Genomic DNA, 23666 nt, shown 5'->3' on the forward strand with positions numbered 1-23666 from the left:
CACGTCTCAGCCGCGCTGTGCGAGAAAGGCGACCTGGACTTCGTCACCGGTGCGGATGTCGGTGTCGTCCGGGTCTATCACGATCAGGCTGTTCGCTTCGGCGAGCGTGGCGAGCAGGTGCGAGGACGAGTTCCCGTTGCCGAGCGGCTGCACGAGGTATTCGCCGGTGGCTTCGTCCCGCATGAGCTGCGCGCGCAGGTACCCCTTGCGCCCCTCCATGGAACTGATCGGCGTGATGGTTCGCGCGCTGATGATCCGGCGCATGGGATGCCTGCGCCCCAACGCGATTCGGATCAAAGGCCGCACCATCACCTCGAACACCACCAGCGCACCCACCGGGTTGGAGGGCAGCAGGAACGTCGGCACCTCGTCGCGGCCGAGCCGCCCGAAGCCCTGCACCGAGCCGGGATGCATGGCCACGCGGGTGATTTCGAGCTCGCCGAGGCCCTCCAGCGCCTCTCGGACCTGTTCGGAAGCCCAGCCGCCGACCGCGCCCGCGATGACGACCACCTCGGAGCGCACCAGCTGCCCCTCGACCACGTCGCGCAGCCTGCGCGGATCGGAACTCACGATGCCCACACGGTTGACGTCCGCGCCCGCATCCCGCGCGGCCGCCGCCAGCGCGTAGGAGTTCACGTCGTAGACCTGGCCGGGGCCCGGGGTGCGGTCGATATCGATCAGCTCGCCGCCCACGGAGAGCACCGATAGTCGCGGACGCGGGTGCACCAGCACTTTGTCTTGACCGACCGCGGCGAGCAGCCCGACCTGCGCGGCACCGATGATGGTTCCCGCACGCACCGCCACATCGCCCGGCTGGACGTCGTCACCGATCCGCCGCACGTAGTCGCCGGAGCGCACCGGCTCGTACACCTTGATCCTGGCCCGCCCGCCATCGGTGAAATCCAGCGGGAGCACGGCATCGGCGAGCGTCGGCATCGGCGCGCCGGTGTCCACCCGGACGGTCTGGCGAGGCTGCAAGCGGATCGGCTGACGTGAACCGGCGACCACCTCGCCGACCACCGGAAGGGTCAGGTCGACGAGTTCGCCTTGTTCGTCCCGAATGTCGGCCCCCGCGGAGGCCACGTCCACACTGCGCACGGCATAACCGTCGATGGCCGCCTGGTCGAAGCCCGGCAACGGCCGTTCGGTGACGACGTCCTCGGCACACAGCAGGCCCTGGGCCTCGGAGATCGCGACCCGGACCGGCCGGGGCGCGACCGCCGCGGCGGTCACCTTGATCTGCTGATCCTCAACCGAGCGCATCCAGCCCTTCCTGATCCTCTCCGCACTCCATCCGATCTCGCCCGCACGCGCGATCCCGCCGCGGCGCAAGCGCATTCGCGCGCACCGCGGTGACCATCATTCGTACCCGACGGTCCACTCTCGGCGAAACCCCCGGCCGGGTCCGTCAGTCGTCGGTCGTCAGCTGCGGATCCCAGTCCGGACCGAGGCGGTGCTGCAGCCACTCCCGCAGAGCGGGGCCGTATTCCTCTCGTTCCAGTGCGAAATCGACCGCAGCACGAAGATAACCGCCCGGGTTGCCCAAATCGTGGCGCGACCCACGGTGCACCACCACATGAACCGGATGCCCCTCGGCGATCAACAGTGCGATGGCGTCGGTGAGTTGCAGTTCGCCGCCAGCGCCGGGCTCGATGCGGCGCAGCGCGTCGAAGATCGCGCGATCGAGCAGGTATCGGCCCGCGGCGGCGAACGTCGACGGCGCGTCGGCGAGCGCGGGCTTCTCCACCATGCCCTTGACGCGCAGCACATTCGGGTTCACCGCGTCGGGCACGGGCGCGACATCGAAGACACCGTAGGCGCTGACCTCGTCCTTGGGGACGTCGATGGCGCACAGCACCGTTCCACCGCGCTTGCGGCGCACCCGGCACATCACATCCAGCACGCCGCGAGGCAGCACGAGGTCGTCGGGCAGCAGGACGGCGATGACGTCCTCGTCGGCGTCGAGGGCCCGCTCGGCCTGGGCCACGGCGTGCCCGAGCCCGAGCGGCTCCTCCTGCACCACCGAGGTGACATCGAGCAGTCCCGGCGCTTTGCGCACCTTCTCCAGCAGCTTGAACTTGCCGCGCTCCTCCAGCGTGCTCTCCAACACCAGGTCCTCGACGAAGTGCGCGACGACGCCGTCCTTGCCTGGAGACGTGACGATCACCAGCCGCTCCGCGCCGGAACCGGCCGCCTCGGCGGCGACCAACTCGATGCCGGGTGTGTCCACCACAGGAAGAAGTTCCTTGGGCACCGTCTTGGTCGCGGGCAGGAACCGCGTTCCGAGCCCGGCAGCGGGCACCACGGCCGTGCGGAAGCACGACACCACTGCGGCGTCACCGGGCTGTCCGGCCTTTGCTGTCATACGCATACCCTATCCATCCATCACGCCGCCGGATCGGCGTCGCGCCGACCGGTCCCGGGGTGAGCCTATGGTGATCACTGTGAAGATGCCCGGCGAGCGCGACAAACATGCATGGCGCACCGAACTCCTCGCCCGCCGAGCTGTGATACCTGCCACGGAACGCGAAAAGGAAGCGTTCGCCCTGGCCGCAGCGGTCGAAGCGGTCAGCGCTCGCGGGTGGGTCTGCGCGTATGTACCGGTGGCGGGCGAACCGGGATCGACCGCGATGCTGGACGCGCTGCTGGCCGGTGGTGCGCGGGTACTGCTGCCGGTCACCGGGCCGCCGGGACCGCTGAGCTGGGCCGAATACACCGGAACGAGCGCCATGCGCCGGGCCCGCTACGGATTGCTGGAACCCACCGGCGCCGTGCTGCCGCCGGAGACCGTCACCCGCGCCGAACTGATCCTCGTCCCCGCTCTCGCCGTGGACCTGCGCGGCGTGCGGCTCGGCCGCGGCGCCGGTTACTACGACCGCACGCTGCCCGCCGCACGGCCGGACGCGCGCCTGGTCGCGGTGGTCCGGGACGACGAACTGGTCGACCGATTGCCGGAGGAACCGCACGACCTGCGCATGGGCTGGGCGCTCACGCCGCGCGGTGGCCTGCGCCGGCTGGGCGACGATTACCCTGGGGAATGAAACACCGATTGGCGGTGTTGGCACTGTCGGCTGTAGAGTGCCAGATCGACGAACACCGCGGAGGATCCTGTGCCTACTTACTCGTATGCGTGCACCCAGTGTGACAACCGCTTCGACATCGTTCAGTCGTTCACGGACGAAGCGCTGACCGTGTGCTCGGAGTGCTCCGGGAAGCTGCGCAAGCTGTTCAACTCGGTCGGCATCGTCTTCAAGGGCAGCGGCTTCTACCGCACCGACAGCCGCGGTGGCTCCTCCACCGCCAGCGAGCCCGCCAAGTCCGACAGCAGCTCGAGTTCGTCTTCCACTTCTTCCGACTCCGGCTCGTCGAGCGGGTCGACCGCGTCCACCAGCACGGCCGTAGCCAGCTGATTCGACGGTTTTCCACAGCCGGTCACCTATCCACAGCCCACCTTGATCCTGGCCGGGCGAGCGCATGTCCGGCCATAGGATCCGGCCATGACTCGCGCACTCGCCGATCTCGGCCGCGGCTGGAATGTCTCCGGGTGGCAGCGCCCGCCCTGGGCCGACGCCGTCCTCGCCCGACGATCGCTGGCCGCCGTTCTCGCCGCGCTCGCGGCGTTCCTCTTCCTTCGTGGTGATCCCGGCGCCGAACGCACCACGGTGCTCGTCGCGGGCCGAGACCTCGCGCCAGGACGACTTCTCGAGGCAGATGACCTGCGCGCCGTCCCGCGCGAGGCGGGCACGCTACCGGCGGGCGCGGTCACCGATCCCGGCGCGCTCGTCGGCGCGACGCTGACCGGCGCCATGCGCCGAGGCGAGGTATTCACCGACCTGCGCGTCGTCGGCCCGCGCTTGGCCGCGGCGGCGGCCGGTTCCCGCGAGGCGCGGATCGTGCCCGTCCGCCTCGCGGATACGGCGGTCGCCGACATCTTGCGCGCGGGCGATCGCGTCGACGTGATCGGCGCCGAAGACGCGGGTGGGCCCGGCGCCCGTCCCGCCCGCACGCTCGCCACCGATGCCGCCGTAGTGCTCGTCTCAGGCGCAGGCGCGGGGAGGGGAGCCGCCGAACGCGTGGTCTTGGTCGCGATGGACGCCGAGCACGCCACCGCCGTCGCGGGCGCGTCCCTGCGCACCGCACTCACCGTCGTCTTTCACTGACCCGCCGATCATGCTTCGCCGAATATTCGCCGATGGCTCATTAGCATCGGGCCTACCGGCGCGCGGGTACCGCCGAGCAGGACTGCCCAGCTCCACGGAAAAGAGGAGACACCGGCCATGCTCAAAGAGTTCAGAGATTTTCTGTTCCGCGGGAATGTGATCGACCTGGCGGTCGCCGTGGTCATCGGTACGGCGTTCGTCGCGATCATCACCGCGATCAGCAACGGAATCATCAATCCACTGCTCGCCGTCATCGGCGGGCCCGGCGATATCGGCCTGGGTTTCCGGTTGGTGGCCGACAAGCCGGCGACCTTTGTCCAGGTCGGTCCCATCATCACGGCCGTGATCAATTTCCTGATCATCGCCGCGGTGCTGTTCTTCGTGCTGGTGCTGCCCGCCGCGCGATTGAAGAAGCGCTTCCGGCCCGACGACACCACACTCACCGATTCGGAGGTGCTGATCCAGATCCGCGACCTGCTCGCCGAGGGCCAGACCAGCTCGGGCGGGCGGCACGAATTCTGAGTTCGACTGTGCCGCATGCGAAACGGGCCCGTCGGCGACGGGCCCGTTCGCGTGAGTATCCCGCGCTCAGCCGAGGCTGAAGGGCTGACCCCACAACGTCACCCACGTAATGACATTGTCGGTCTCGACCTCGACGCTGACAAAGGCCCGCGCCTGGGCGTAGCCCCCGCAGCCGTTCAAGCCGATGGTCTCATCAGCCCACGTCACCGAACCACTCGTGCCCTTGAAGGCATTACGGGTCTTGTGCGTCTCGTTACCGAAATCGTCGGCCTGCTCCAGGTCCAAGACGTAGAACGACTTCGCCTGGCCGGGGCCGAGCGAGAGGTTGCCGCCGGAGTTGGCACCGACGCCACCGGTGACGTTCTGGCCGTCGCTCCAATCGACATTGCCGTCCACACCACCGGTCGCACCGCCACCGGCGATATTCACCTGGCAGCCCACGGTGTAACCCGGGAAGATCTTGCCCCCGGCCGCACCGGACAGGTCCACTTGCGCGCTACCGGACACCCATGCGTTGCGGTGCAACGGCGTCGCGCCCATGGACGGGCTGATGTTGGCCGATTCGCCGACCAGACGGATGGTCACAACGGTGCCATCGGACAGCGTCTTGGTCAGCTCCCCGCCCGGCAGCGGAACGAAGGTGTCGGCATTCGCCGCACCCGTGGAGAGCAGGCCTACCGCGATGGCCGCGGACGCGCACAGCCCGGCCGCGCGTGCCGACATTTTACGATCGAACATGACGGTGATTCCCCTAAAGATTCGAGTTCGCTTCAGCGAAAAGAGATTGATGGATCCGACCCGCGTCAGCCGATGCTGAACGGCATCCCGTAGAGGGTGGTCTTCGAGTAGTGATCGCCGATGATCTCGACGACCGTGTACGAACGCGCCTGCGCGTAACCCGCGCAGCCCTGGATCTGGATCTCGGCATCCTGATACTCCACCGAGTACACACCCGGCTTCAGGATGTCCTTGTAATCGATCTGAACGAACTTCACTTCGCCGGGACCGAGGTTGACGCCGATCGAACCACCGGCGCTCGCGCCGCTGAGATTCACGCTGCCCGACACACCGGCGGAGATCGCGTCGTCGGCGATGCTGACCTGGCAGCCGACGACGTAACCGGTGCTCAACTGCGAGGCACCGTGAGTGGACGAATTATTCGTTCCCGGATTCCCGGTCGGACCGTTGTTCGGCCCGATCGTTCCTTCGGGGGTGACGGCTACATCGGCGATGGCGTTCCCCGAAACCCACACGACACGGCCGGCACCGTTCGCGGCAAGGGATGGGGAGATCAGGGCGCGCTCACCGGTGCGAGCGATGTTCACGCCAGGTCCTGCCTTGTGACCGTCCGGCAACGGCACGAAGGTATCGGCATTGGCAGCGCCGGTCGACAACAGACCGGTAGCTACGGCCGCCACGGCGGCGGCGCCCGCGACGCGGACGCCTCGAGACAGACCGTTGATGCGGTACTTGCTCATGTTTTTCCTCATCAGGTTGCATCCGCCCGCCCCAGGGTGTCGAGGCGGGACGTGTCCCTCCAAAGCCGACGGCACGCAGTGGAATGTGTTGTCCACCAGACGTTCCGCCGGCCCATCGCGTCATCGAGCGATCTCGGACGAAACAATGCTATTCGGTATCAACCAGACTTTTCCGGAAATTCAGGCAATTCGTCTCGCGAAGTAACGGATCCGACTAGGATCGCGCAGCCCTTGCGGCACAGTTGAATTCATGACGAAATGGACCCGCCGCGCTGCGAGGGGTCCATTTCATCTGTCGCTATGGGTTTTTCACCCGCTGTTCACTCAGCCGAGGCTGAAGGGCTGACCCCACAACGTCACCCACGTGATGACATTGTCGGTCTCGACCTCGACGCTGACAAAGGCCCGCGCCTGGGCGTAGCCCCCGCAGCCGTTCAAGCCGATGGTCTCATCAGCCCACGTCACCGAACCACTCGTGCCCTTGAAAGCATTACGGGTCTTGTGCGTCTCGTTACCGAAATCGTCGGCCTGCTCCAAATCGAGCACATAGAACGACTTCGCCTGACCCGGACCCAACGACAAGTTGCCACCGGAGTTGGCACCCACGCCACCGGTGACATTCTGGCCGTCGCTCCAGTCCAGATTGCCATCCACACCACCGGTGGCACCGCCACCAGCGATATTCACCTGGCAGCCCACGGTGTAACCCGGGAAGATCTTGCCCCCGGCCGTGCCGGAGAGCTCGACCTGCGCGCTGCCCGAGACCCATGCGTTGCGGTGCAACGGCGTCGCGCCCATGGACGGGCTGATGTTGGCCGATTCGCCGACCAGACGGATGGTCACAACGGTGCCATCGGACAGCGTCTTGGTCAGCTCCCCGCCCGGCAGCGGAACGAAGGTGTCGGCATTCGCCGCACCGGTGGAGAACAGGCCCATGGCGATGGTGGCAGCGGCGCCGAGGCCGGCCATCCGCGCCAGGTTCTTACGGTTGATCATGGTTTGATATCCCTCGAGGGTTGAGTCCGCTTCAGCGGGAAGATGGTTCGTTGGATTCGACAGACGTCAGCCGATGCTGAACGGCATCCCGTAGAGGGTGGTCTTCGAGTAGTGATCGCCGATGATCTCGACGACCGTGTACGAACGCGCCTGCGCGTAACCCGCGCAGCCCTGAATCTGGATCTCGGCATCCTGGTATTCGACGGAGTAGACACCGGCCTTGAGGATGTCCTTGTAGTCGATCTGAACGAACTTGACTTCGCCGGGACCGAGGTTGACGCCGATCGAACCACCGGCGCTCGCGCCGCTGAGGTTCACGCTGCCCGACACACCGGCGGAGATCGCGTCGTCGGCGATGCTGACCTGGCAGCCGACGATGTAACCGGTGCTCAACTGCGACGAACCATGCGTCGAGGAGTTGTTGGTGCCGGGGTTGCCCGTCGGACCGTTGTTGGGGCCGACGGTGCCTTCCGGCGTCTCGGCGACATCGGCGACGGCATTGCCCGACACCCAGACCACCCGGCCTGCGCCGTTGGCGGCCAGCGACGGCGAAATCAGGGCCCGCTCTCCGTTCCGGGTGATCGTCACGCCGGGCCCTACCTTCTGGCCGTCCGGCAACGGCACGAAGGTATCGGCATTGGCGGCACCGGTCGAAAGCAGGCCCATGGCAACAGCCGCGGCAGCGCCTACGCCCGCGACGCGGGCACCGCGGCGCAGACCTTTGGTGCGGTTCTCGCTCATACTTCCCCTCATCAGGTTCAAACAGTCAACCTCGACCATCGAGGCTGGACAGTGGTCCTCTCAGGCCCAGCTCAGTGTGTCGCCCCTTTGTTGCCGATGTGTAACCGGTTGTTATTTCGGCGCAACGGGCAGGGAGGCAACGGAACCGAGCCGGGTTCCGCCGAGTGGGCTTTCACGCGTGCCGGCACCCACGACTGCGGGTCCCATTGTGAATGGCTCGATGGGAGATTAAACGGTTCGTAACGACCGCCGCAACGAAAAGTTTCGTAAAGTTCAAGGTGACCCGCATCACACTTGCGCACATCCGAATATGGCTTGACGTGCATAAATACCGGTTCGCTACAGCAGGTTCAGGTGAGAAAACCGAGATGGCGGCACAGAAGGGCCAGCGTACGGATACGGGACACGACCGCAAGGATCTCGTCCGGATTACTTCCGGTCAGAAATGATCACTGGCGTGTTTCGAAGCCGGGACAAGGACTACGTAGCTACTACGTAGATAACGGACTCAGCCGTGATGTGGGGGGACCTGGGCGCGCAGCCAGTCGTCAGCGGACCGGACGTCGTCGCGTTCGTCGCGCTCGTCGGCGGTGGTGTCGGGCAGCGCGTCGCCGAAGACCTTCGCCAAGCGCGCGGCATCCCTCGCCCGGCGAGCCGCCGGGCGAGGGTGTTCAGAAGGCGTGGGGGCGGTGATTACTCGACCAATCCGGAGAGTTCACCGATCACCCGGCTGGCGAGCGGGCCGAGCGTCGCCATGCCGTCGCGAACGGCGGAACGGGTGCCGGGCAGGTTGACCACCAAGGTGCTTCCGGACACCCCGGCCACACCGCGGGAGAGGCCCGCGTCCAGCGAGCCCGCCACCCGGCCGGAGGAACGAAGGGCTTCGCTGATCCCCGGCAACTCGCGGTCGAGCACCTGCGAGGTGGCCTCCGGCGTCACGTCGCGCGGGGACATGCCCGTACCGCCGACGGAGATCACCAGATCGACGCCGCCGATCACCGCCGTGTTGAGCGCGTTGCGGATCTCGACCTCGTCGGCCTGCACCGACACCGACGCGTCCACGAGGAAACCCGCTTCGGTGAGCAGCTCGGTGACCAGCGGGCCGAGCGAGTCAACACCTCCATGCGCCGTCCGATCGTCCACGACCACCACCAGAGCACGCCCCGCCACAGGAGCATCGATTTCCATGGTGCTCACCGTAGCGCCTGCGTCCAGCAACTCGGCGGCCGCACCGAGAACGTCGGCGTCCACATCGATCATCGGCCCAGGCCCGCCGGGCACCGCGCGCATCACCGGCCGCCGTCCGCGGGCGCGCCGGAGAGGGTCACCTCGACGGTCTTGGCATTGTTGCCTTGATCATCGGTGTAGGTGACTTTCACCTTGTCTCCCGGTTGATGCGAGCGCACCGCGGCGACGAGCGCGTTCCCGGAATCGATCGGGCGGTCGTCGACCTTCGTCACGACCGCCCCCGGCGGGATGCTCGCGCGCGCGGCGGGGCCGTCCGCCGTGACGTCGCGAACCTTCGCGCCGGAAACCTGCTGTGCCGGGTCCTGCTGCCGCGACACCGTGATCCCGATCTGCGCGTAGGTGGCCTTGCCGGTCTTGATCAGTTCGTCGGCCACCCGGCGCGCCTGATCGACGGGGATCGCGAACCCGAGTCCGATCGATCCGGTCTGGCCGCCCGCTGTCTCGGCGGGCCCGAGCGTCGCGATGGCGGTGTTGATGCCGATCAGCTTGCCGCTGCCGTCCACCAGCGCGCCACCCGAGTTGCCCGGGTTGATCGCGGCATCGGTCTGGATGGCGTCGATCACCGGGCTGACCGCGGCGCCCGCCTCGCTTCCGTCGCCGGTGGTCATGACGGGCCGGTTCAGCGCCGACACGATGCCCGTGGTGACCGTGCCCGCAAGGCCGAGCGGCGACCCGATCGCGACGACCGGCTGGCCGACTTGCAGATTCGCCGAGCCACCCAGCTCGATGGGAGTGAGGCCGGTCTTCCCGGATACCTTGATGACGGCCAGGTCGGAAACCGGATCGGCGCCGACCAGCGTGGCGGGCGCGCTGCTGCCGTCGGAGAACACGACCTCCATCTTGGCGCTGGGCCCGCCGCCCGCGGCGACGTGGTTGTTGGTCAGGATCAGGCCGTCGGAGGACAGGATCACCCCGGAACCCTCCCCTTCGGCCTTACTGCTGGCCACCTTGATCATCACGACGCTGGGCAGCACCTTCTGCGCGACCGCCTGGGTGGAACCGGCCGGAGCGTTCACGGCGTTGCTCACGTTCGGCTTCGGAGCGTCCAGCGCGTTGGTCACCGGTGCCCGACCGTCGTCGCCGTGCGTGACCAGCGCACCGACCGCACCACCGATACCGCCGCTGACCAGCGCGAGCGCGACCGCGCCCGCGGCGAGGCCCGCGCGGAACGGACGCCGGGCCGGTGCGGGCGGCGCGCCGTAGGGGCCGTGCGGTTGCGTGGCGTCGGCCGGTGGACCGAAGGACGCCGGATACCCGGGGAACGGCGCGGCCGGATGGTGCTGCGGAGGGAACTGCGCGGTGGGATGCTGCGCTGTCTGCGGGCCGTAACCGGGGGCGTGCGCCTCCCCCGGCCCGAACGCGCTCGCGTCCGGCGCTCCCGGCTCCCGGCGGTCCTTCGAATCCTCGGTCATGGACTCCTCGTTTCTGCTCACGTCTCGTCCAGGTTGGCCGCGGGGACTGAGAGCGGACTGAGACCGCGCTTTCAGTTTTCCGAGAGCTGCCAAGGAGCCGGTGCTAAATAGAATCACCAGCAACTTGATGTCTCAAATCCTGCCGCAAACCAATCGGAGCATTGTCCGAAATACCTCACCGACGACGAATATTCCGCACAGAACTCGAGATTGTGTCGGAAATGGAGTTCCGCCGCTCGCTATTGCGTCAATCGGATACCGGCGCGCCCGGCTCGCCGGGCAACACGATGCGAACGACGGCGCCGCCGCGTTGCGAGGTATCAATGGCGATCGTACCGCCGTGTTTCGTCACCACCTGTTTGACGATCGCCAGGCCGAGGCCCGAGCCCGGCATCGATCGCGACGACATGACCCGATAGAAACGCTCGAACACCAGCTCGCGTTCCCCCGCCGGAATACCGGGACCGGCGTCGTCGATGGACAGCTCCAGCAACCCCGGGCCGCTCTCCCGCATCAGAATGCGCACCTGCGCGCCCGCCGGGCTCCACTTGGCCGCGTTGTCGAGCACGTTCAGCACCGCACGCTCCAAGCCCGCCTCGTGCCCGTAGACGAACCACGGCCGTAGGTCGGCGATGAACTCGATGCCGGTGCGGCGACGGCGGGCGCGCTCGAGCGCGCGTTCCACGACCTCGCCCAGATCCACGCGCTCGTAGACGGTCTCCGGCGCGTCCTCCCGCGCGAGATCGACCAGGTCGCCCACGAGCGTGGACAACTCCTCGATCTGCGCCATCACGTCGGCGCGCAGTCCGGCCATGTCCTCGTCCGGGATACGCGGAGCACCGGGACGGCTCGACGCGATGAGCAGTTCCATGTTGGTCCGCAGGGACGTCAGCGGCGTGCGCAGCTCGTGCCCGGCGTCGGCGACGAGCCTGCGCTGCCGGTCGCGCGACTCTGTGAGCGCGCGCAGCATCGTGTTGAAACTCTCTGTGAGCCTTGCCAGTTCGTCGTCACCGGTCACCGGGATCGGGGTCAGGTCGTCGGTCCGGGCGATGCGCTCGGTGGCCGCCGTCAGCCGCGCGATGGGCCGCAGGCCCGTGCGGCCGACCGCCGTGCCCGCCGCGGCGGCCAGTATGACGCCGCAGCCGCCGACCACGAACAACAGCCAGGCGAGCCGGTCGAGCACCTCCCTCGTGCGGTCCAGGCGCTGGGAGATGACCAGCGTCGCACCGGAGTTGGTATAGACCGCGAGCACGCGCTGATCGCCGTCGGTGCGCAGCGACGAACTGCGTTCCCCGCGGGCCACGGCCACCTCCTGCGGCCCCACCGGCGGATCGGTGGACTGCGGCGGCAGCCAGCGCCGTAGATCGGGATAGATCAGCGCGATGCCGGTGTCGTCGTAGAAGGCGGCGGCGACCATCAGATTCAGGTTGTTGAACCCGTACGGGTTGCTGGCGATCACCGCCGTGGACCGGCTGCGCAACTGGGCGTCCACGTCGGCGTACAACGCGCGCGCCACCAGCGCGTACGCCGCGATCGAGGTGACCGCCACCGCGATCGCCACCACGGAGGCGGCCAGCAGCGTCACCCGCCACCGCAGGGAGACCGACCGCGTCAACGGCATGGGCGGCCGCATGTCCACGGACTCGGACGGACGCTGGCCGAGTGCGGCGACGGCGGGACGCTTGGGAGGTGTTCGTGCCATGACCGAGGACCTACGGCGGCGTTTCACGCAGCACATAGCCGACGCCGCGCACCGTGTGGATCAGCCGCGGCTCGCCCTCGGCCTCGGTTTTGCGGCGCAGATAACCGATGTAGACCTCGAGCGCGTTTCCCGAGGTCGGGAAATCGTAGCCCCAGACTTCCTCGAGAATGCGGCTACGGGTGAGCACGCGGCGCGGGTTCGCCATCAGCATTTCCAGCAGTGAGAACTCGGTACGAGTGAGACTGATCTGCCTGGCGCCGCGGGACACCTCGCGGGTCACCGGATCCAGCGACAGGTCGGCGAACTTCATCGCCTCCGACGCGTCCCCCGGGCCCGCGGCCGTGCGCCGCAACAGCGCGCGCAACCTGGCCAGCAGTTCCTCCAGCGCGAACGGCTTCGGCAAATAGTCGTCCGCCCCGGCATCGAGCCCGGCGACCCGCTCCGATACCGAATCCCGCGCGGTGAGAACCAGTATCGGCAAATCATCGCCCGTGCTCCGGAGACGGCGGCAGACCTCGAGCCCGTCCAGCCGGGGCATCATCACGTCCAGGACGAGCGCGTCGGGTCGCTGGACAGTTGCCTTCTCCAGCGCGTCCACACCGTCCACCGCGAGATCGACGGAGTAGCCGTTGAAGGTGAGCGACCGGCGCAGCGATTCCCGGACCGCCCGATCGTCATCGACCACCAGAATGCGCATGCCACCAGTTTGACCGCACCGACTGAGAGGTAACTGAGAGGGCGCTCCCGACACGCCGTGGTGAGCAGCCACGACACGCCACGGCGCGTCGCCCCCGTCAACCGGGGGTGACCAGGGTCTTCCACGGCCCCGCGGAGAAGTTGACGCGTCCCTTACGCATTCCACCGCGAAACTCGTTCTCTATAGCCATATTCGGTAATTTGCGCAGCGGCTCCCCCGGATTGCCGATGACCACTCTGCACGGTATGTTCCGTGCGGTAAAAAGAAGACCTCTAGTTGGTTCTTTGCGGGTTGAATCAATACCGAACAGCCACGCGCGCCCGAGGTCACTGGTGAAGCGGAGGCGACGGAAGCGGATGGAAGCTGCACCGCGGTCCTGGCAATTCAGCCTGTCGAACTGGTCGGTCACCCGCAAGGTTGGCGTGGTGCTGGTGCTTCCGGTGCTGCTGGCGACGGTCTTCGCCGTGCTCCGAATCAACAACGAACTGCGCACCATGTCGCAGTTGGACGCGGCGACCGAACAAGCCATCATCATCCGGCCGATCGTCAAGTTCGGTTCGGCCACCGAGCAACTCGGCGTCACCGCGACCGCCACCTGGGGCAACGCCGCAGACCCGCAGACCGACGCCGCGCTGACGAAGTTCGACCAGGCACTGGCCGAACTGGAAGCCGCCTTGCAGACCACCAAGGTCAGCGGCCGGGTCACCTCCGAACTCGCCTCGGCCATCGCCACCGGCACCACGATGCGCAACAGCCTGCGCAACGGCTCGCCCGCCATGGTCGGCGAGCAGTCCGACGAGATCATGGTCCGCATCGGCAACGCGCTCGCGCTCTCGCCGTCGGTGGACGACCTGGTCATCCAGCGGTACTTCCTGCAGCTGGCTTCGGTGCAGACCGCGCGGCGCGTGCTCACCCAGCAGCGCATGCTGATCGGCTCGCCGGACGCGGGCCGCAACCCGAGCGTGCGGCCCCGCGTGCTGGTCGCCGCGGGCGCCGAGATCACGATGATCTACCAGTACGCGCAGATCCTGCCGGACTACGCGGGCAACATGCGCCCGCTGCTGGACGCGGTGCAGACGCGTCTCGGCACCTTCAGCCAGAACGCCGCCGATCCGGCGACCAATCCCGCCGTCGTCGATTCGCTGCTGATCAGCTCGGACACCTATGAGAAGACCACCGCGCAGCTGATCGACACCATCGACAGCGCCTTGGCCGCGCGCACCACCGAAGCGCAAGCCGGTGCGCTGCGCGAGACGACGATCGTCATCGGCATGCTGCTCGCGGGTCTCGCCCTGGCGCTCTCGGTCGCTCGTACCCTGGTCGTCCCGGTCCGCCGCCTGCGGCGGGACGCGCTCGAGGTCGCGCACATCAAGCTGCCCGACGAACTCGCCGTGGTGCGCGCGGGCGGCACCACGCCCGAGATCACCCCGGTCGCGGTGCACTCCACCGACGAGATCGGCCAGCTGGCCCGCGCCGTGGACGAGATCCACGAGCAGGCGCTCAACCTCGCCGCCGACCAGGCCCGTCTGCGCCTGCAGATCGGGAACATGTTCGAGACCCTCTCGCGCCGCAGCCAATCGCTGGTCGAGCAGCAGCTGGCGCTGATCGAGGACCTCGAGCACGACGAGGACGACACCGACCGGTTGCAGAGCCTGTTCCGCCTCGACCACCTGGCCACCCGCATGCGCCGTAACGGCGACAACCTGCTGGTGCTCGCCGGTACCGCCTTGCGCCGCGGCCAGCTGCACCCGGTGCCGCTGTCGGACATGCTGTGGAGCGCGGTTTCCCAGGTGGAGGACTACCAGCGCGTCGAGATCGGCGCGGTGCCCGACGGCATCGTCGCGGGCGAGCCGGCCGTCGACATCGAGCACCTGCTCGCCGAGTTGATCGACAACGCGCTGCGGTACTCGCCGCCGACCACGCCGGTCACCGTGATGGTTTCGCGCGCGGTGGACGGCGGCTACCTGATCGAGATCACCGACCGCGGACTCGGTATGTCCCTGGAAGACCTGCAGACGACCAACGACCGGCTCGCCTCCGGTGGTGAGGTCACCGTCGAGACAGCGCGCCGCATGGGCCTGTTCGTCGTGGGCCGCCTGGCCAAGCGGCACACCATCACGGTCAGCCTGCGCCGCACGTCCACGATGGCGCAGCAGCCGGGCATCACCGCAAGCGTGCACCTACCCGGCGCGCTGGTCGCGCCGCCGATGGACGTCACCGATCCGGCGGGCAAGCCGCTCGATATCACCGCCGAGCACCAGCTGCCCTCCCTGGTCACGCCGCCCACCGGCGCGCAGCCGCGCAACCTGGTTCCGGTGCCGAGCCTGCCCCAGCGCGACACCGCGCGTTTCGGCGTGACGAGTTCCGGCCTGCCGCAGCGCCGTCCGGCCATCCGCGTCGCCGACACTCCCGACCAGCCCACGGTCTCCACGCCGGTCGGGCGAGCGGTCAACCCGGCGGATCAGCCCGCCACCCAGCCGTGGCCGGTGCTCACGCCGCGCGCGGACGACCGCACACCCACCGGTCCGTTCGCCGCGGTGACGCCCACCGCGGGAGAGCACGCCGTCGAGCAGCACCCCACCCGCACCGATCTGTGGACCGAGGTCAAGGACGACGAGCCGACGACCGGTCCCACACCCACCGTGCCGAGCCAGCCGCCCGCGCCGCAGACCACCGCCCGCTCCGGTCTGCCCATCCGGAAGCCGGCCGCGCCCGTCGAGCCACCGCAGGAGGCGGCGCCGGAACCCGCGACGGTGACTTCCTCCCGGTTGCAGCCGGTCGCAGGCGCCTCCCCGACCCCTATCTATCAACGCATGGTCTCGGAATGGCTGGTCGAGCCCTCGACCTCGCAATCGCCGGAAAGCTCGTGGTCCTCGCCTGGTGACGCGGGCTGGCTGGCCGCCGAGGATGCCAGCCATCCGACCACCACCGCGCGCACTGTCGGCGGGCTGCCGATTCGCAGGCCGGGCGCCCAGTTGGTGCCCGGCGGCCTGGCGCCCGCGGACGACGCGGGCCCGCGCGATCCGGAAGAAATCCGCAACAATTTGACCAGGCATCTCAGTGGGGTCCGCAGCGGGCGGGCCAATGCGCAGTACAACGACGGAGGGCTTGCATGACCAACGCGAAAAACAGCACCACGGACGAGAATCTGAACTGGCTGGTCGCCCGCTTCACCCGCGATGTGCCCGGCGTGTCCCATGCGGTGCTCGTATCGGCGGACGGCTTGTTGCAGGCCACCAGTCCGCACCTGCCCAGCGACCGTGCCGAACAGCTCTCCGCCGTCACCGCCGGACTCGCCAGCCTTTCCATGGGCGCGGCGTCGCTGTTCGACGGCGGCAAGGTGATGCAGTCCATCGTGGAGATGCAGCGCGGCTACCTGCTGGTGATGAGCGTCGGAAACGGCTCGCATCTGGCCGTGCTGGCGAACAAGACGCACGACATCGGCCGGATCGGCTACGAGATGGCACTGCTGGTCGATCGGGTGGGCTCGGTGGTCACGGCCACCGCGCGCACCGCTGTCTGAGCGTGAGATGTCCAACCCATACGGTCCCGGACCACGACCCACCACGCGCGTCCGGCCTTACGCCCTGACCTCGGGGCGCACCGAACCCGCGATCGACCTGCCGTTGGAGGCGGTCATCGAAACCTTGTCGTACACTGCACATCTCGACTGGCCGACCGGCGACATCCGTACCGAGATACTGCGACTCGGCACGCATCGGTTGTCGGTCGCGGAGATCGCGGCACATCTGGACCGGCCGCTCGGCATGGTCCGTGTGGTGATCGGCGACCTGGTCGTCGACGGCACCATGCGCGTGCATTCGACCCTGACCGAAGAGGCGAGCTATGACGAGCGCCGTTCCCTGATGGAAAGGACATTGCGTGGACTCCGCGCCCTATAGGAATCCGGGGCCCAGTGGACACCCCGGGCCAAGTGGAAATCTCGGATCGGGCAACGCCCCCGGCCCGGATGGCTTCGAGAACCGGGTCGCCTCGACGAAGATCGTCGTCGCGGGTGGCTTCGGCGCGGGTAAGACCACGTTCGTCGGCGCGGTCTCGGAAATCGTTCCGCTGCGCACCGAGGCGATGGTGACCCGCTACTCCGACGGCATCGATGATCTCGCCGAGACGCCGGAGAAGGAGACCACCACGGTAGCCATGGACTTCGGCCGGATCATCCTGCCCGGCAACCTGGTGCTCTACCTGTTCGGCACGCCGGGCCAGCGGCGGTTCTGGTTCATGTGGGACGACCTGATCCGCGGCGCGATCGGCGCCGTGGTGCTGATCGACACCAGGCGGCTGGAGGACAGCTTCGCCGCGGTCGACTTCTTCGAGGCGCGCAAGCTGCCGTTCCTGATCGCGGTCAACCGCTTCCCCGACGCACCGCGTTTCCCCATCGCGGAACTGCGCGAGGCGCTCTCGGTGCGCGAGGGCGTCCCGATCGTGGACATCGACGCGCGCAACGCGATCGAGGTGCGCCAGGCGCTCGCCGCGGTCACCGAGTACGCGATCGCCCAGCTGAAGGCCAGCGAACTGGAAGGAACGGCCCGCCATGCGTGAGGTCGCGGTGCTGGCCGCGGGTAGTGCCGCCACCACGTCCGTCGACCAGTTCGCGCTCGGCTATTGGCTGGTCGGGCTGTCGGTGGGCATTTCCGTCCTCGGAGCGGTGGTCGGCCTCGCCTGCATCGTGCACGGCGCGCGCTCGGTCCAGTTCCGGCTGGTGTGGCTGGTTTCGGCGGCGATATCGCTGGGCGGCGTCGGTGCGTGGCTGGCCACCTCGGTGGCCATGCTGGGCCTGAAAGTGCCCGGCAGCGCGATGCGTTACGACCCGGGCAGGCTGGTCGCGGCGCTCGTGGTGTCCATCGTGGCCGTCTTCGCGGCACTGCTGATCATCGGGCGCACGCCCCGGCTCGCGCTGCTGCTGCCCGGCGGCTTGGTACTTGGCCTCGGCATCGGCGTCACGCACTACCTCGGCATCGGCTCACTGGAGATCCAGGGTTCGGTGGGCGTGACGACCTGGCTGGCCGTCGTCTCCGCCGTGATCGGGGTGATCACCGCGACGGCGACGTTGTGGCTGTTCCAGACCTTGCGCTTCCCGATGGCCCGCGCCGCGACGGTGCTGTTGTTCGGCGTCGGCGTGGCCGCCACCTACTACACGGCGGTGGCCGCGTTGCATTTCGACGTCAATCGGTCGGCGAAGGTGCCCGACGGCGTGGAGCTGTTCGACTTCGTGTTCCCGATGTTCGTCATCGGCTTGCTCGCGCTGACCGTGCCGATCTCCGCGGTGCTGATCGCACCGGATCGCCGCGAGTTGGCCGCACCACCGAAGCCGCGCAGGCCGAAGCTGGAGCCAGCCCGCTGATCCGGTTTCGCGGCGCGATTCGGGGCGGATCGACCGTTTTCCGCTGACCGATCCCCGTGGGCGGGCTGGATTCGGCGATGCCACGGATTCACCCGCCCGGCCCACTTACAGTGGAAGCCATGCGTTTCGGTCTCGATTACGCCGCGGGTCGTCCAGGGGGCGCGGCGATTCGGGCGGCAGGGTACGACTTCGTGGTGCGGTATCTGTCCGACGGCGGCCCGAGTCTGCCCGGCAAGCTGCTCACTCCGTCCGAAGCGAACGATCTGCGGGCGCATGGTATCTCGCTCGTCTCGAACTGGGAGACCACGGCCGCGCGGATGCTGGACGGCTACGGCGCGGGCATCGTCGACGCGCGTGCGGCCCTCGCCCAGGTGCTGCGCTGCGGCGGCCGGGTGGACCGGCCGATCTATTTCTCCGCGGATTTCGACGCGACGCAACAGGACCAGTTGCGCGTCAACGCCTATCTGGACGGTGCCGCGACCGTGCTCGGCCGCGCGAACGTCGGTATCTACGGCGGGTATTGGGTGGTCAGCCGCGCACTGGACGCCGGGTACGCGACCTGGGCGTGGCAGACCGACGCCTGGTCCGGCACGAACGTGGAGACCAGGCGTGCCATTCATCAGACGCGCCGCCAGGTGACGGTCGGCGGCGTGCGCTGTGACGTGAACGAGGCCGAGACGATCGATTTCGGCCAGTGGGATTTCGTGGAACAGGAGGAGCCGGACGTGACGCCGGAACAAGAGGCAGTGCTGCGCGACATCCAGATTCAGCTGCGCGGACCCGACTTGTCCGGCTGGCCGCAGCTGGGCGCCGACGCGGACGGCCGGAATCGGACGCTGGTGGACGGACTGGCCGCGGCGCTGACCCGAATAGCCGCGCTGGAGCGCGAATCCGTCGAGTTGCGAACGCAAGTAGGCGAATTGCGCACCGAGATCAGCGAACTGGAGGCGACGACGGCCGAGCTGACCGAGCAGGTGGAGCGCTGGAACGGACGACACTGGCCGTGGCCGCTGTCGCTGATCGAGGGTCCCGCGGCGCTTGTCGGTGAACAGCTGGCCCGCCTCGAGGCTCTGCTGCCGGACTTTCCCGGCCTGCCCGGACACGACGGCGAGCGGCGCGCACCGGGCGGCGACGCCGGGCCTACGGCGTTGACCTCGAAAGACCGAACCCATACCGGCGCGATCGACGAACGCGCGCGGCTCGGTGAGCGGGAGTGACGGGGCGAGCGAAACCGGCTGAACGGCCCCGAAATTGGCGATGAGCGGGTTCTCTCGGAAACCGAGAGAACCCGCCCTCGACGACGAGGGTACCGGTATCGGGCTGCGCGCGCATCATTTTCGGCGAACTTTTCCTCGGCCGAAAACCGACCGATAGTCCGGGATTCCACGTATGGCTATCCAGCCGCAATCACTTCCGGCGCAATAGTGCGACGTGATGCGGGCCACATTGATAGCTAGAAGATAGCTACACTGACGATAACCGACCGGAAATTTTTTTCCGAAGGGCACCGACGTGCCCGTTTCCGGACAGTAGACCAGCATCCGGCCCGTTCGAGGCGAAGTCGGCATCGGTCGAGCAATCGGCCGTCGCTCGCGGCCTCGGGCGGGGAAGCTCCTACGATCTCCGTGCGGGCCTACCGCTCAGAGTTTCTCGACGTCGATCAAGCCGCGCCGCACGGCCGCGACCAACCTGCGCGGCACCCGACGCACGACGCCTCCGACGGTTACCGCCACCAGATCCACCGGTGCGGCCTTCCAGTTCGACCGGCGGCTACGGGTGTTCGACCGCGACATCTTCCGCTTCGGCACGGCCATCTCAGGCCTCCTTCCGCGCGCGCTTGCCGTATTTGCGTTCGAACTTCTCCACCCGCCCCTGGGCGTCCAGCACGCGGTGCGCACCGGTCCAGAACGGGTGCGAATCGGCGGTGACGTCCACCGTCAGCAACGGATAGGTGTTGCCGTCGGCCCACTCCACGGTGCGCGTACCGGTTGCCGTGGACCGGGTGAGAAACCGCTTGCCGGTGCTCACGTCCTCGAAGACCACCGGGTGGTAGTCCGGATGGATACCCTTCTTCATTTCGCCTCTCCTTTAGGGGTTTTCAGGTCCCGCACGGGCTGCTGCGCCTCCCCGTCACTCGCGCACGGATCGGCGTGCCACTCGCCGAACGGGTCCTCCCACCGGGCGACCCGCTCCGGCGCGCGCTCGACCAGGCGCAGTTCGTCGTCGTCCACCAGCGCCCAGTGCAGCGCCTCCCGGATCTGTGCCGGATCGGCGTCGTGGACCAGGATCGACAGCGAGACGTCCCGGTCGCCGAATCGCTCGTCCCAGCGCAGGGCGGCCATGGCGAGACGCTCCGGGTCCGCCTCGGCCCGTTCCGCTTCCGGCATCGCGGCCAGCCAGCGCCCCGCACCGCCCACCCGCAGGCCACCGCCAGCGGATTCGAGCCACACCACCTCGTCGGGCTGGGTGGCCAGCCACAGGCGGCCGCGCGCGGTCACGACGCCGTCGAACAATACGTCGAGCGCCTCGTGCAGGCGGGCGGGATGGAACGGCCGCGCCGCGGCGAACTCCACGAGTTCGACGCCGTAGTCACTGGTCAAGGGCGGTCGGCCACGCAGAAGCGGTGCGTGCGCGTCGAAGACCCGCCCACGGCGCGAATCGGCGGGGACGCGCGCGAGCAGCGTTTCGACCAGCGCGGGCGGGACGGAACCCGGCTCGTCCACCCAGGCGATCGGCGCGCCGGGAACCAGCCTGGCCAGGACCGCGGCGAGCTTGCCTCGCTCGACCGCCGCGTCGACGAGCAGCGCTCCGTCCGCGGCGGCGCCGAGGACGAGGACGGCATCGGCGAAATCCACCTGCCCGACCGCGACCTGCGCCACCGTCCGGTCGTCCTCGGCCGCCGCGAGACCGCGTTCGGCGAGCGTCTCGTCGCCGGTCGCGTCGGCGAGCCAGACCCCGGCGTCCAGGCAGGTCAGGACCGCGTCCACCCGGACGTCGCGCCCGGCCGGGCCGTCGATGCGACCGTGCACGCCGGTGACCACTACGTGCTCGATGGCTCGGCACACCGCCTCGGCCTCGAACGCGGGGTCGAGCGCGAGCACGATGCGATCCACCGACTGCCGCTGGTAAAGGGTGCACAGCAGCGGAAGCAGATCCATCCGCAGGGTGCAGGAGACACAGCCGTGCGCGAGCTCGAGCACGGCCGAGGTCTCCTGCGTCGCGGTGCGCACCGTGCGACGCACGACGCCCTCCCGCAGCTGGGTCAGATCGTGGCGGACCACGACGGTGCCCGCGGCCGCACCCAGCACCGCGGCCGCGCGATCCACGCCCGCCGCGGCGAGTCCGGCGAAACCGGCGAGCACCAGCACGGGCGTTCTGCGGTCGCGGCCGGGTGGGACCAGGGTGGAATCCGCAGCCACCGGGAACCCCTTTCAGTAACGATTTTCATTTGCTGTACGGCAACGGTACATTGTCGAGCAGTCGTTGTCGAAAATGATTATCATCTACTGGAGGGAGTCCGGATGTCGGCCCACTGCCAGGTCACCGGGCGCAAGCCCGGATTCGGCAAGTCCGTGTCGCACTCGCACAAGCGGACCGGCCGCCGCTGGAACCCGAACATCCAGCGCAAGACCTACTACCTGCCCAGCGAAGACCGGCGCATCACGCTGACCGTCTCCGCCAAGGGCATCAAGACCATCGATCGGGACGGGATCGAGGCCGTGGTGGCGCGGCTCCGGGCCCGTGGCGACAAGATCTGAGGAGCGACCCATGGCGTCGAAATCGACCGACATCCGCCCGATCGTCAAGCTGAAGTCCACGGCAGGCACCGGGTACACCTACGTGACCCGCAAGAATCGCCGCAACGACCCCGACCGCCTCGTGCTGCGCAAATACGATCCGGTGGTGCGCAGGCACGTCGACTTCCGTGAGGAGCGCTGAGATGGCCAAGAAGTCGAAGATCGCGCGCGATCAGCAGCGCAGGACGATCGTGGCGCGATACGCGGGCCGCCGCGCCGAACTCAAGGAGCTCATCCGGAAGCCGGGTACACCGGAGGCCGAACGCACGGCTGCCCAGGCCGAACTGCGGCGGCAGCCGCGCGACGCCAGTCCGGTACGATTGCGCAATCGGGACGCCGCCGACGGACGACCGCGCGGTCACCTCCGGAAGTTCGGACTCTCCCGTGTGCGTGTGCGCGAGATGGCCCACCGGGGCGAGTTGCCCGGTGTGCACAAATCGAGCTGGTAGACAACCACTGATCTCGTGAGAAGGAACTCGTCATATGGCAGTCAAGCGAGCACCGTCGAAGAAGGTTCGCGCAGAGCAGGCCCGCCGTCCGAAGAAGAACCCGCTCATCGCCGCCGGCATCGAGACGGTCGACTACAAAGACGTGAACCTGCTGCGTACGTTCATCTCCGATCGCGGCAAGATCCGCAGCCGCCGGGTCACCGGGCTCACCCCGCAGCAGCAGCGCCAGGTCGCCGTCGCGGTGAAGAACGCCCGTGAGATGGCGCTGCTGCCGTTCACCAGCCGCTAGGCGCACTCCGCGACACGAGCGAACCGGAAAGACCCCCGATGCGCGAGCACCGGGGGTCTTTGTCGTCGTCGCTACCGAACCGGCCGGGTCACGGGATGGTCAGGACCTGGCCGGGGTTGATCGCGTCCGGGTTCGGGATGCCACTGGCGTCCGCGATCTCCTGGTAGCGGTTGCCGTCGCCGTAGAAACGCTCGGCGATGGCCCACAGGGTGTCGCCCGGCTCGACGGTGTAGGTGCGCGGCTCCGGCGCGGGCGGCGGAGGCGGCACCTCCTCGGCGGCGGGAGTCGCGACCTGCTCTTGCACCGGTTCCGCTTCCGGCTCCGGGGCGGGCAGCGGAGTGTCGGTGTCGGTGCCGGAAGCCCACAGCGCGCTGCCGTCGGTGCCGTACAGCACGACATTGCGATCCGCTTGCACGACCAGCCGATCGGCGGCCTGGTCGTTGGTCTCCGTCGCCCAGACCGCGCCGTCGCTCTTGTAGAGGACGAAGTTGCCGTCGTGCTGCAGCACGGCCCGCTCCACGCCTTGGTCGTGCGTCTGGGTGGCCCACACGACATTCCCGCCCGGCTCGGACAGCACTAGATTGCCGTCGTCCTGGAGGGTGAGGGTGTAAGCCCCGCCCTGGAGGGACTGCCCTCGCCCGAGTTCTTCGCCTACGCGCAGCGTGTCGACCACGATACTTCCTTTCCGGAAAAAGCTGGTAGAGCATCCGACATGATGAGCGCCGCAACGGCTCCGGCGCGCATCCCCGCAGAACTTACTGCCCCCGAACGACTTTGGGAGCTATTACGCGCAGGGTTCGCGGAACGTTCACT

Annotated in this window: 28 protein-coding genes; 14 read left to right on the top strand and 14 right to left on the bottom strand. The window is 68.2% G+C overall.

The features are described from left to right. Positions 1 to 6: 6 nt before the first annotated feature. Entirely contained in the window at positions 7 to 1263 is a 1257-nt protein-coding gene (gene glp, locus ABZW96_RS14360; RefSeq protein WP_355074595.1) for a gephyrin-like molybdotransferase Glp, read from the bottom strand. Positions 1264 to 1408: 145 nt separating this feature from the next. Further along, entirely contained in the window at positions 1409 to 2365 is a 957-nt protein-coding gene (locus ABZW96_RS14365; RefSeq protein WP_355074597.1) for a UTP--glucose-1-phosphate uridylyltransferase, read from the bottom strand. Between the two features lie 67 nt (positions 2366 to 2432). Between ABZW96_RS14365 and ABZW96_RS14370 the strand changes: the two genes are divergently transcribed. From ABZW96_RS14370 to mscL, 4 genes are all read left to right on the top strand, one after another. Next, entirely contained in the window at positions 2433 to 3041 is a 609-nt protein-coding gene (locus ABZW96_RS14370) for a 5-formyltetrahydrofolate cyclo-ligase (RefSeq protein WP_355074599.1), read from the top strand. Between the two features lie 69 nt (positions 3042 to 3110). Beyond that, positions 3111 to 3410: an FmdB family zinc ribbon protein gene (locus ABZW96_RS14375; protein WP_355074600.1), complete on the top strand. Its 300-nt coding sequence runs from the start codon at positions 3111 to 3113 to the stop codon at positions 3408 to 3410. A gap of 87 nt (positions 3411 to 3497) precedes the next feature. Then, positions 3498 to 4160, top strand: coding sequence for an SAF domain-containing protein (locus tag ABZW96_RS14380; protein ID WP_355074602.1), 663 nt, complete (start codon positions 3498 to 3500; stop codon positions 4158 to 4160). Between the two features lie 117 nt (positions 4161 to 4277). Next, complete coding sequence (gene mscL / locus ABZW96_RS14385) at positions 4278 to 4682, top strand: large conductance mechanosensitive channel protein MscL (RefSeq protein ID WP_355074604.1); 405 nt, start codon at positions 4278 to 4280, stop codon at positions 4680 to 4682. A gap of 66 nt (positions 4683 to 4748) precedes the next feature. On the opposite strand, the gene ABZW96_RS14390 is transcribed toward mscL, so the two are convergent. The 8 genes from ABZW96_RS14390 to ABZW96_RS14425 all read right to left on the bottom strand — a co-directional run bounded on the left by ABZW96_RS14390 (position 4749) and on the right by ABZW96_RS14425 (position 12956). Continuing rightward, positions 4749 to 5420 carry an MspA family porin gene (locus ABZW96_RS14390; RefSeq protein WP_355074606.1) on the bottom strand — a complete coding sequence of 224 codons (672 nt, stop codon included), beginning with the start codon at positions 5418 to 5420 and terminating at the stop codon, positions 4749 to 4751. A 65-nt stretch (positions 5421 to 5485) separates the two neighbouring features. Then, a complete protein-coding gene (locus ABZW96_RS14395; RefSeq protein WP_355074608.1) occupies positions 5486 to 6160 on the bottom strand; it encodes an MspA family porin in 675 nt (224 codons plus the stop codon). Between the two features lie 324 nt (positions 6161 to 6484). After that, positions 6485 to 7156, bottom strand: coding sequence for an MspA family porin (locus ABZW96_RS14400; protein WP_355074610.1), 672 nt, complete (start codon positions 7154 to 7156; stop codon positions 6485 to 6487). Positions 7157 to 7222: 66 nt separating this feature from the next. After that, complete coding sequence (locus tag ABZW96_RS14405; protein ID WP_355074612.1) at positions 7223 to 7897, bottom strand: MspA family porin; 675 nt, start codon at positions 7895 to 7897, stop codon at positions 7223 to 7225. Positions 7898 to 8590: 693 nt separating this feature from the next. Continuing rightward, positions 8591 to 9157: a MogA/MoaB family molybdenum cofactor biosynthesis protein gene (locus ABZW96_RS14410; RefSeq protein ID WP_355074614.1), complete on the bottom strand. Its 567-nt coding sequence runs from the start codon at positions 9155 to 9157 to the stop codon at positions 8591 to 8593. A gap of 29 nt (positions 9158 to 9186) precedes the next feature. Next, positions 9187 to 10557 (bottom strand): trypsin-like peptidase domain-containing protein, encoded by a 1371-nt coding sequence (locus ABZW96_RS14415; protein ID WP_355074616.1) that lies wholly within the window; start codon positions 10555 to 10557, stop codon positions 9187 to 9189. Between the two features lie 247 nt (positions 10558 to 10804). Continuing rightward, a complete protein-coding gene (locus tag ABZW96_RS14420) occupies positions 10805 to 12190 on the bottom strand; it encodes a HAMP domain-containing sensor histidine kinase (protein ID WP_355075036.1) in 1386 nt (461 codons plus the stop codon). Positions 12191 to 12269: 79 nt separating this feature from the next. Next, positions 12270 to 12956 (bottom strand): response regulator transcription factor, encoded by a 687-nt coding sequence (locus ABZW96_RS14425; protein ID WP_355074618.1) that lies wholly within the window; start codon positions 12954 to 12956, stop codon positions 12270 to 12272. Between the two features lie 356 nt (positions 12957 to 13312). Here ABZW96_RS14425 and ABZW96_RS14430 point away from each other — a divergent pair, with 356 nt between their 5' ends. The 6 genes from ABZW96_RS14430 to ABZW96_RS14455 all read left to right on the top strand — a co-directional run bounded on the left by ABZW96_RS14430 (position 13313) and on the right by ABZW96_RS14455 (position 19535). Further along, entirely contained in the window at positions 13313 to 16072 is a 2760-nt protein-coding gene (locus tag ABZW96_RS14430; RefSeq protein WP_355074620.1) for an ATP-binding protein, read from the top strand. After that, positions 16069 to 16479, top strand: a complete 411-nt coding sequence (locus ABZW96_RS14435; protein ID WP_355074622.1) for a roadblock/LC7 domain-containing protein — start codon at positions 16069 to 16071, stop codon at positions 16477 to 16479. The genes ABZW96_RS14430 and ABZW96_RS14435 overlap by 4 nt, the downstream gene beginning before the upstream one ends. A gap of 7 nt (positions 16480 to 16486) precedes the next feature. Next, positions 16487 to 16858 carry a DUF742 domain-containing protein gene (locus tag ABZW96_RS14440; protein ID WP_040782732.1) on the top strand — a complete coding sequence of 124 codons (372 nt, stop codon included), beginning with the start codon at positions 16487 to 16489 and terminating at the stop codon, positions 16856 to 16858. Positions 16859 to 16958: 100 nt separating this feature from the next. After that, on the top strand, positions 16959 to 17516 hold the full coding sequence (locus tag ABZW96_RS14445) for an ATP/GTP-binding protein (RefSeq protein ID WP_039801302.1): 558 nt from the start codon (positions 16959 to 16961) through the stop codon (positions 17514 to 17516). Continuing rightward, on the top strand, positions 17509 to 18318 hold the full coding sequence (locus ABZW96_RS14450; RefSeq protein ID WP_355074624.1) for an MHYT domain-containing protein: 810 nt from the start codon (positions 17509 to 17511) through the stop codon (positions 18316 to 18318). The genes ABZW96_RS14445 and ABZW96_RS14450 overlap by 8 nt, the downstream gene beginning before the upstream one ends. Before the next feature lie 119 nt (positions 18319 to 18437). Beyond that, the gene (locus ABZW96_RS14455; RefSeq protein ID WP_355074626.1) at positions 18438 to 19535 is read left to right on the top strand and encodes a glycoside hydrolase domain-containing protein; all 1098 of its coding nucleotides are present in this window, start codon (positions 18438 to 18440) and stop codon (positions 19533 to 19535) included. 423 nt (positions 19536 to 19958) lie between these two features. On the opposite strand, the gene rpmF is transcribed toward ABZW96_RS14455, so the two are convergent. The 3 genes from rpmF to ABZW96_RS14470 are packed head-to-tail and all read right to left on the bottom strand — an operon-like array spanning position 19959 to position 21737. Further along, positions 19959 to 20132 (bottom strand): 50S ribosomal protein L32, encoded by a 174-nt coding sequence (rpmF, locus tag ABZW96_RS14460; RefSeq protein ID WP_355074628.1) that lies wholly within the window; start codon positions 20130 to 20132, stop codon positions 19959 to 19961. Position 20133: 1 nt separating this feature from the next. Next, positions 20134 to 20394 carry a type B 50S ribosomal protein L31 gene (locus ABZW96_RS14465; RefSeq protein ID WP_355074630.1) on the bottom strand — a complete coding sequence of 87 codons (261 nt, stop codon included), beginning with the start codon at positions 20392 to 20394 and terminating at the stop codon, positions 20134 to 20136. Further along, on the bottom strand, positions 20391 to 21737 hold the full coding sequence (locus tag ABZW96_RS14470) for a GTP-binding protein (protein ID WP_355074632.1): 1347 nt from the start codon (positions 21735 to 21737) through the stop codon (positions 20391 to 20393). The genes ABZW96_RS14465 and ABZW96_RS14470 overlap by 4 nt, the downstream gene beginning before the upstream one ends. A 102-nt stretch (positions 21738 to 21839) precedes the next feature. Here ABZW96_RS14470 and rpmB point away from each other — a divergent pair, with 102 nt between their 5' ends. From rpmB to rpsR, 4 genes are read left to right on the top strand one after another with little or no spacing between them, the layout of a single operon-like run. After that, entirely contained in the window at positions 21840 to 22076 is a 237-nt protein-coding gene (gene rpmB, locus ABZW96_RS14475) for a 50S ribosomal protein L28 (protein ID WP_355074634.1), read from the top strand. A gap of 10 nt (positions 22077 to 22086) precedes the next feature. After that, entirely contained in the window at positions 22087 to 22257 is a 171-nt protein-coding gene (rpmG, locus tag ABZW96_RS14480) for a 50S ribosomal protein L33 (protein WP_327110225.1), read from the top strand. Between the two features lies 1 nt (position 22258). After that, the gene (gene rpsN / locus ABZW96_RS14485; RefSeq protein ID WP_355074636.1) at positions 22259 to 22564 is read left to right on the top strand and encodes a 30S ribosomal protein S14; all 306 of its coding nucleotides are present in this window, start codon (positions 22259 to 22261) and stop codon (positions 22562 to 22564) included. Between the two features lie 34 nt (positions 22565 to 22598). Next, positions 22599 to 22853, top strand: a complete 255-nt coding sequence (gene rpsR / locus ABZW96_RS14490; RefSeq protein ID WP_011211513.1) for a 30S ribosomal protein S18 — start codon at positions 22599 to 22601, stop codon at positions 22851 to 22853. A gap of 88 nt (positions 22854 to 22941) precedes the next feature. Here rpsR and ABZW96_RS14495 read toward each other — a convergent pair whose 3' ends face one another. Next, the gene (locus ABZW96_RS14495) at positions 22942 to 23526 is read right to left on the bottom strand and encodes a LysM peptidoglycan-binding domain-containing protein (protein ID WP_355074638.1); all 585 of its coding nucleotides are present in this window, start codon (positions 23524 to 23526) and stop codon (positions 22942 to 22944) included. Positions 23527 to 23666: the final 140 nt, after the last annotated feature.

It is taken from the genome of Nocardia sp. NPDC004168 (assembly GCF_040610355.1).
Lineage (GTDB): Bacteria > Actinomycetota > Actinomycetes > Mycobacteriales > Mycobacteriaceae > Nocardia > Nocardia sichangensis.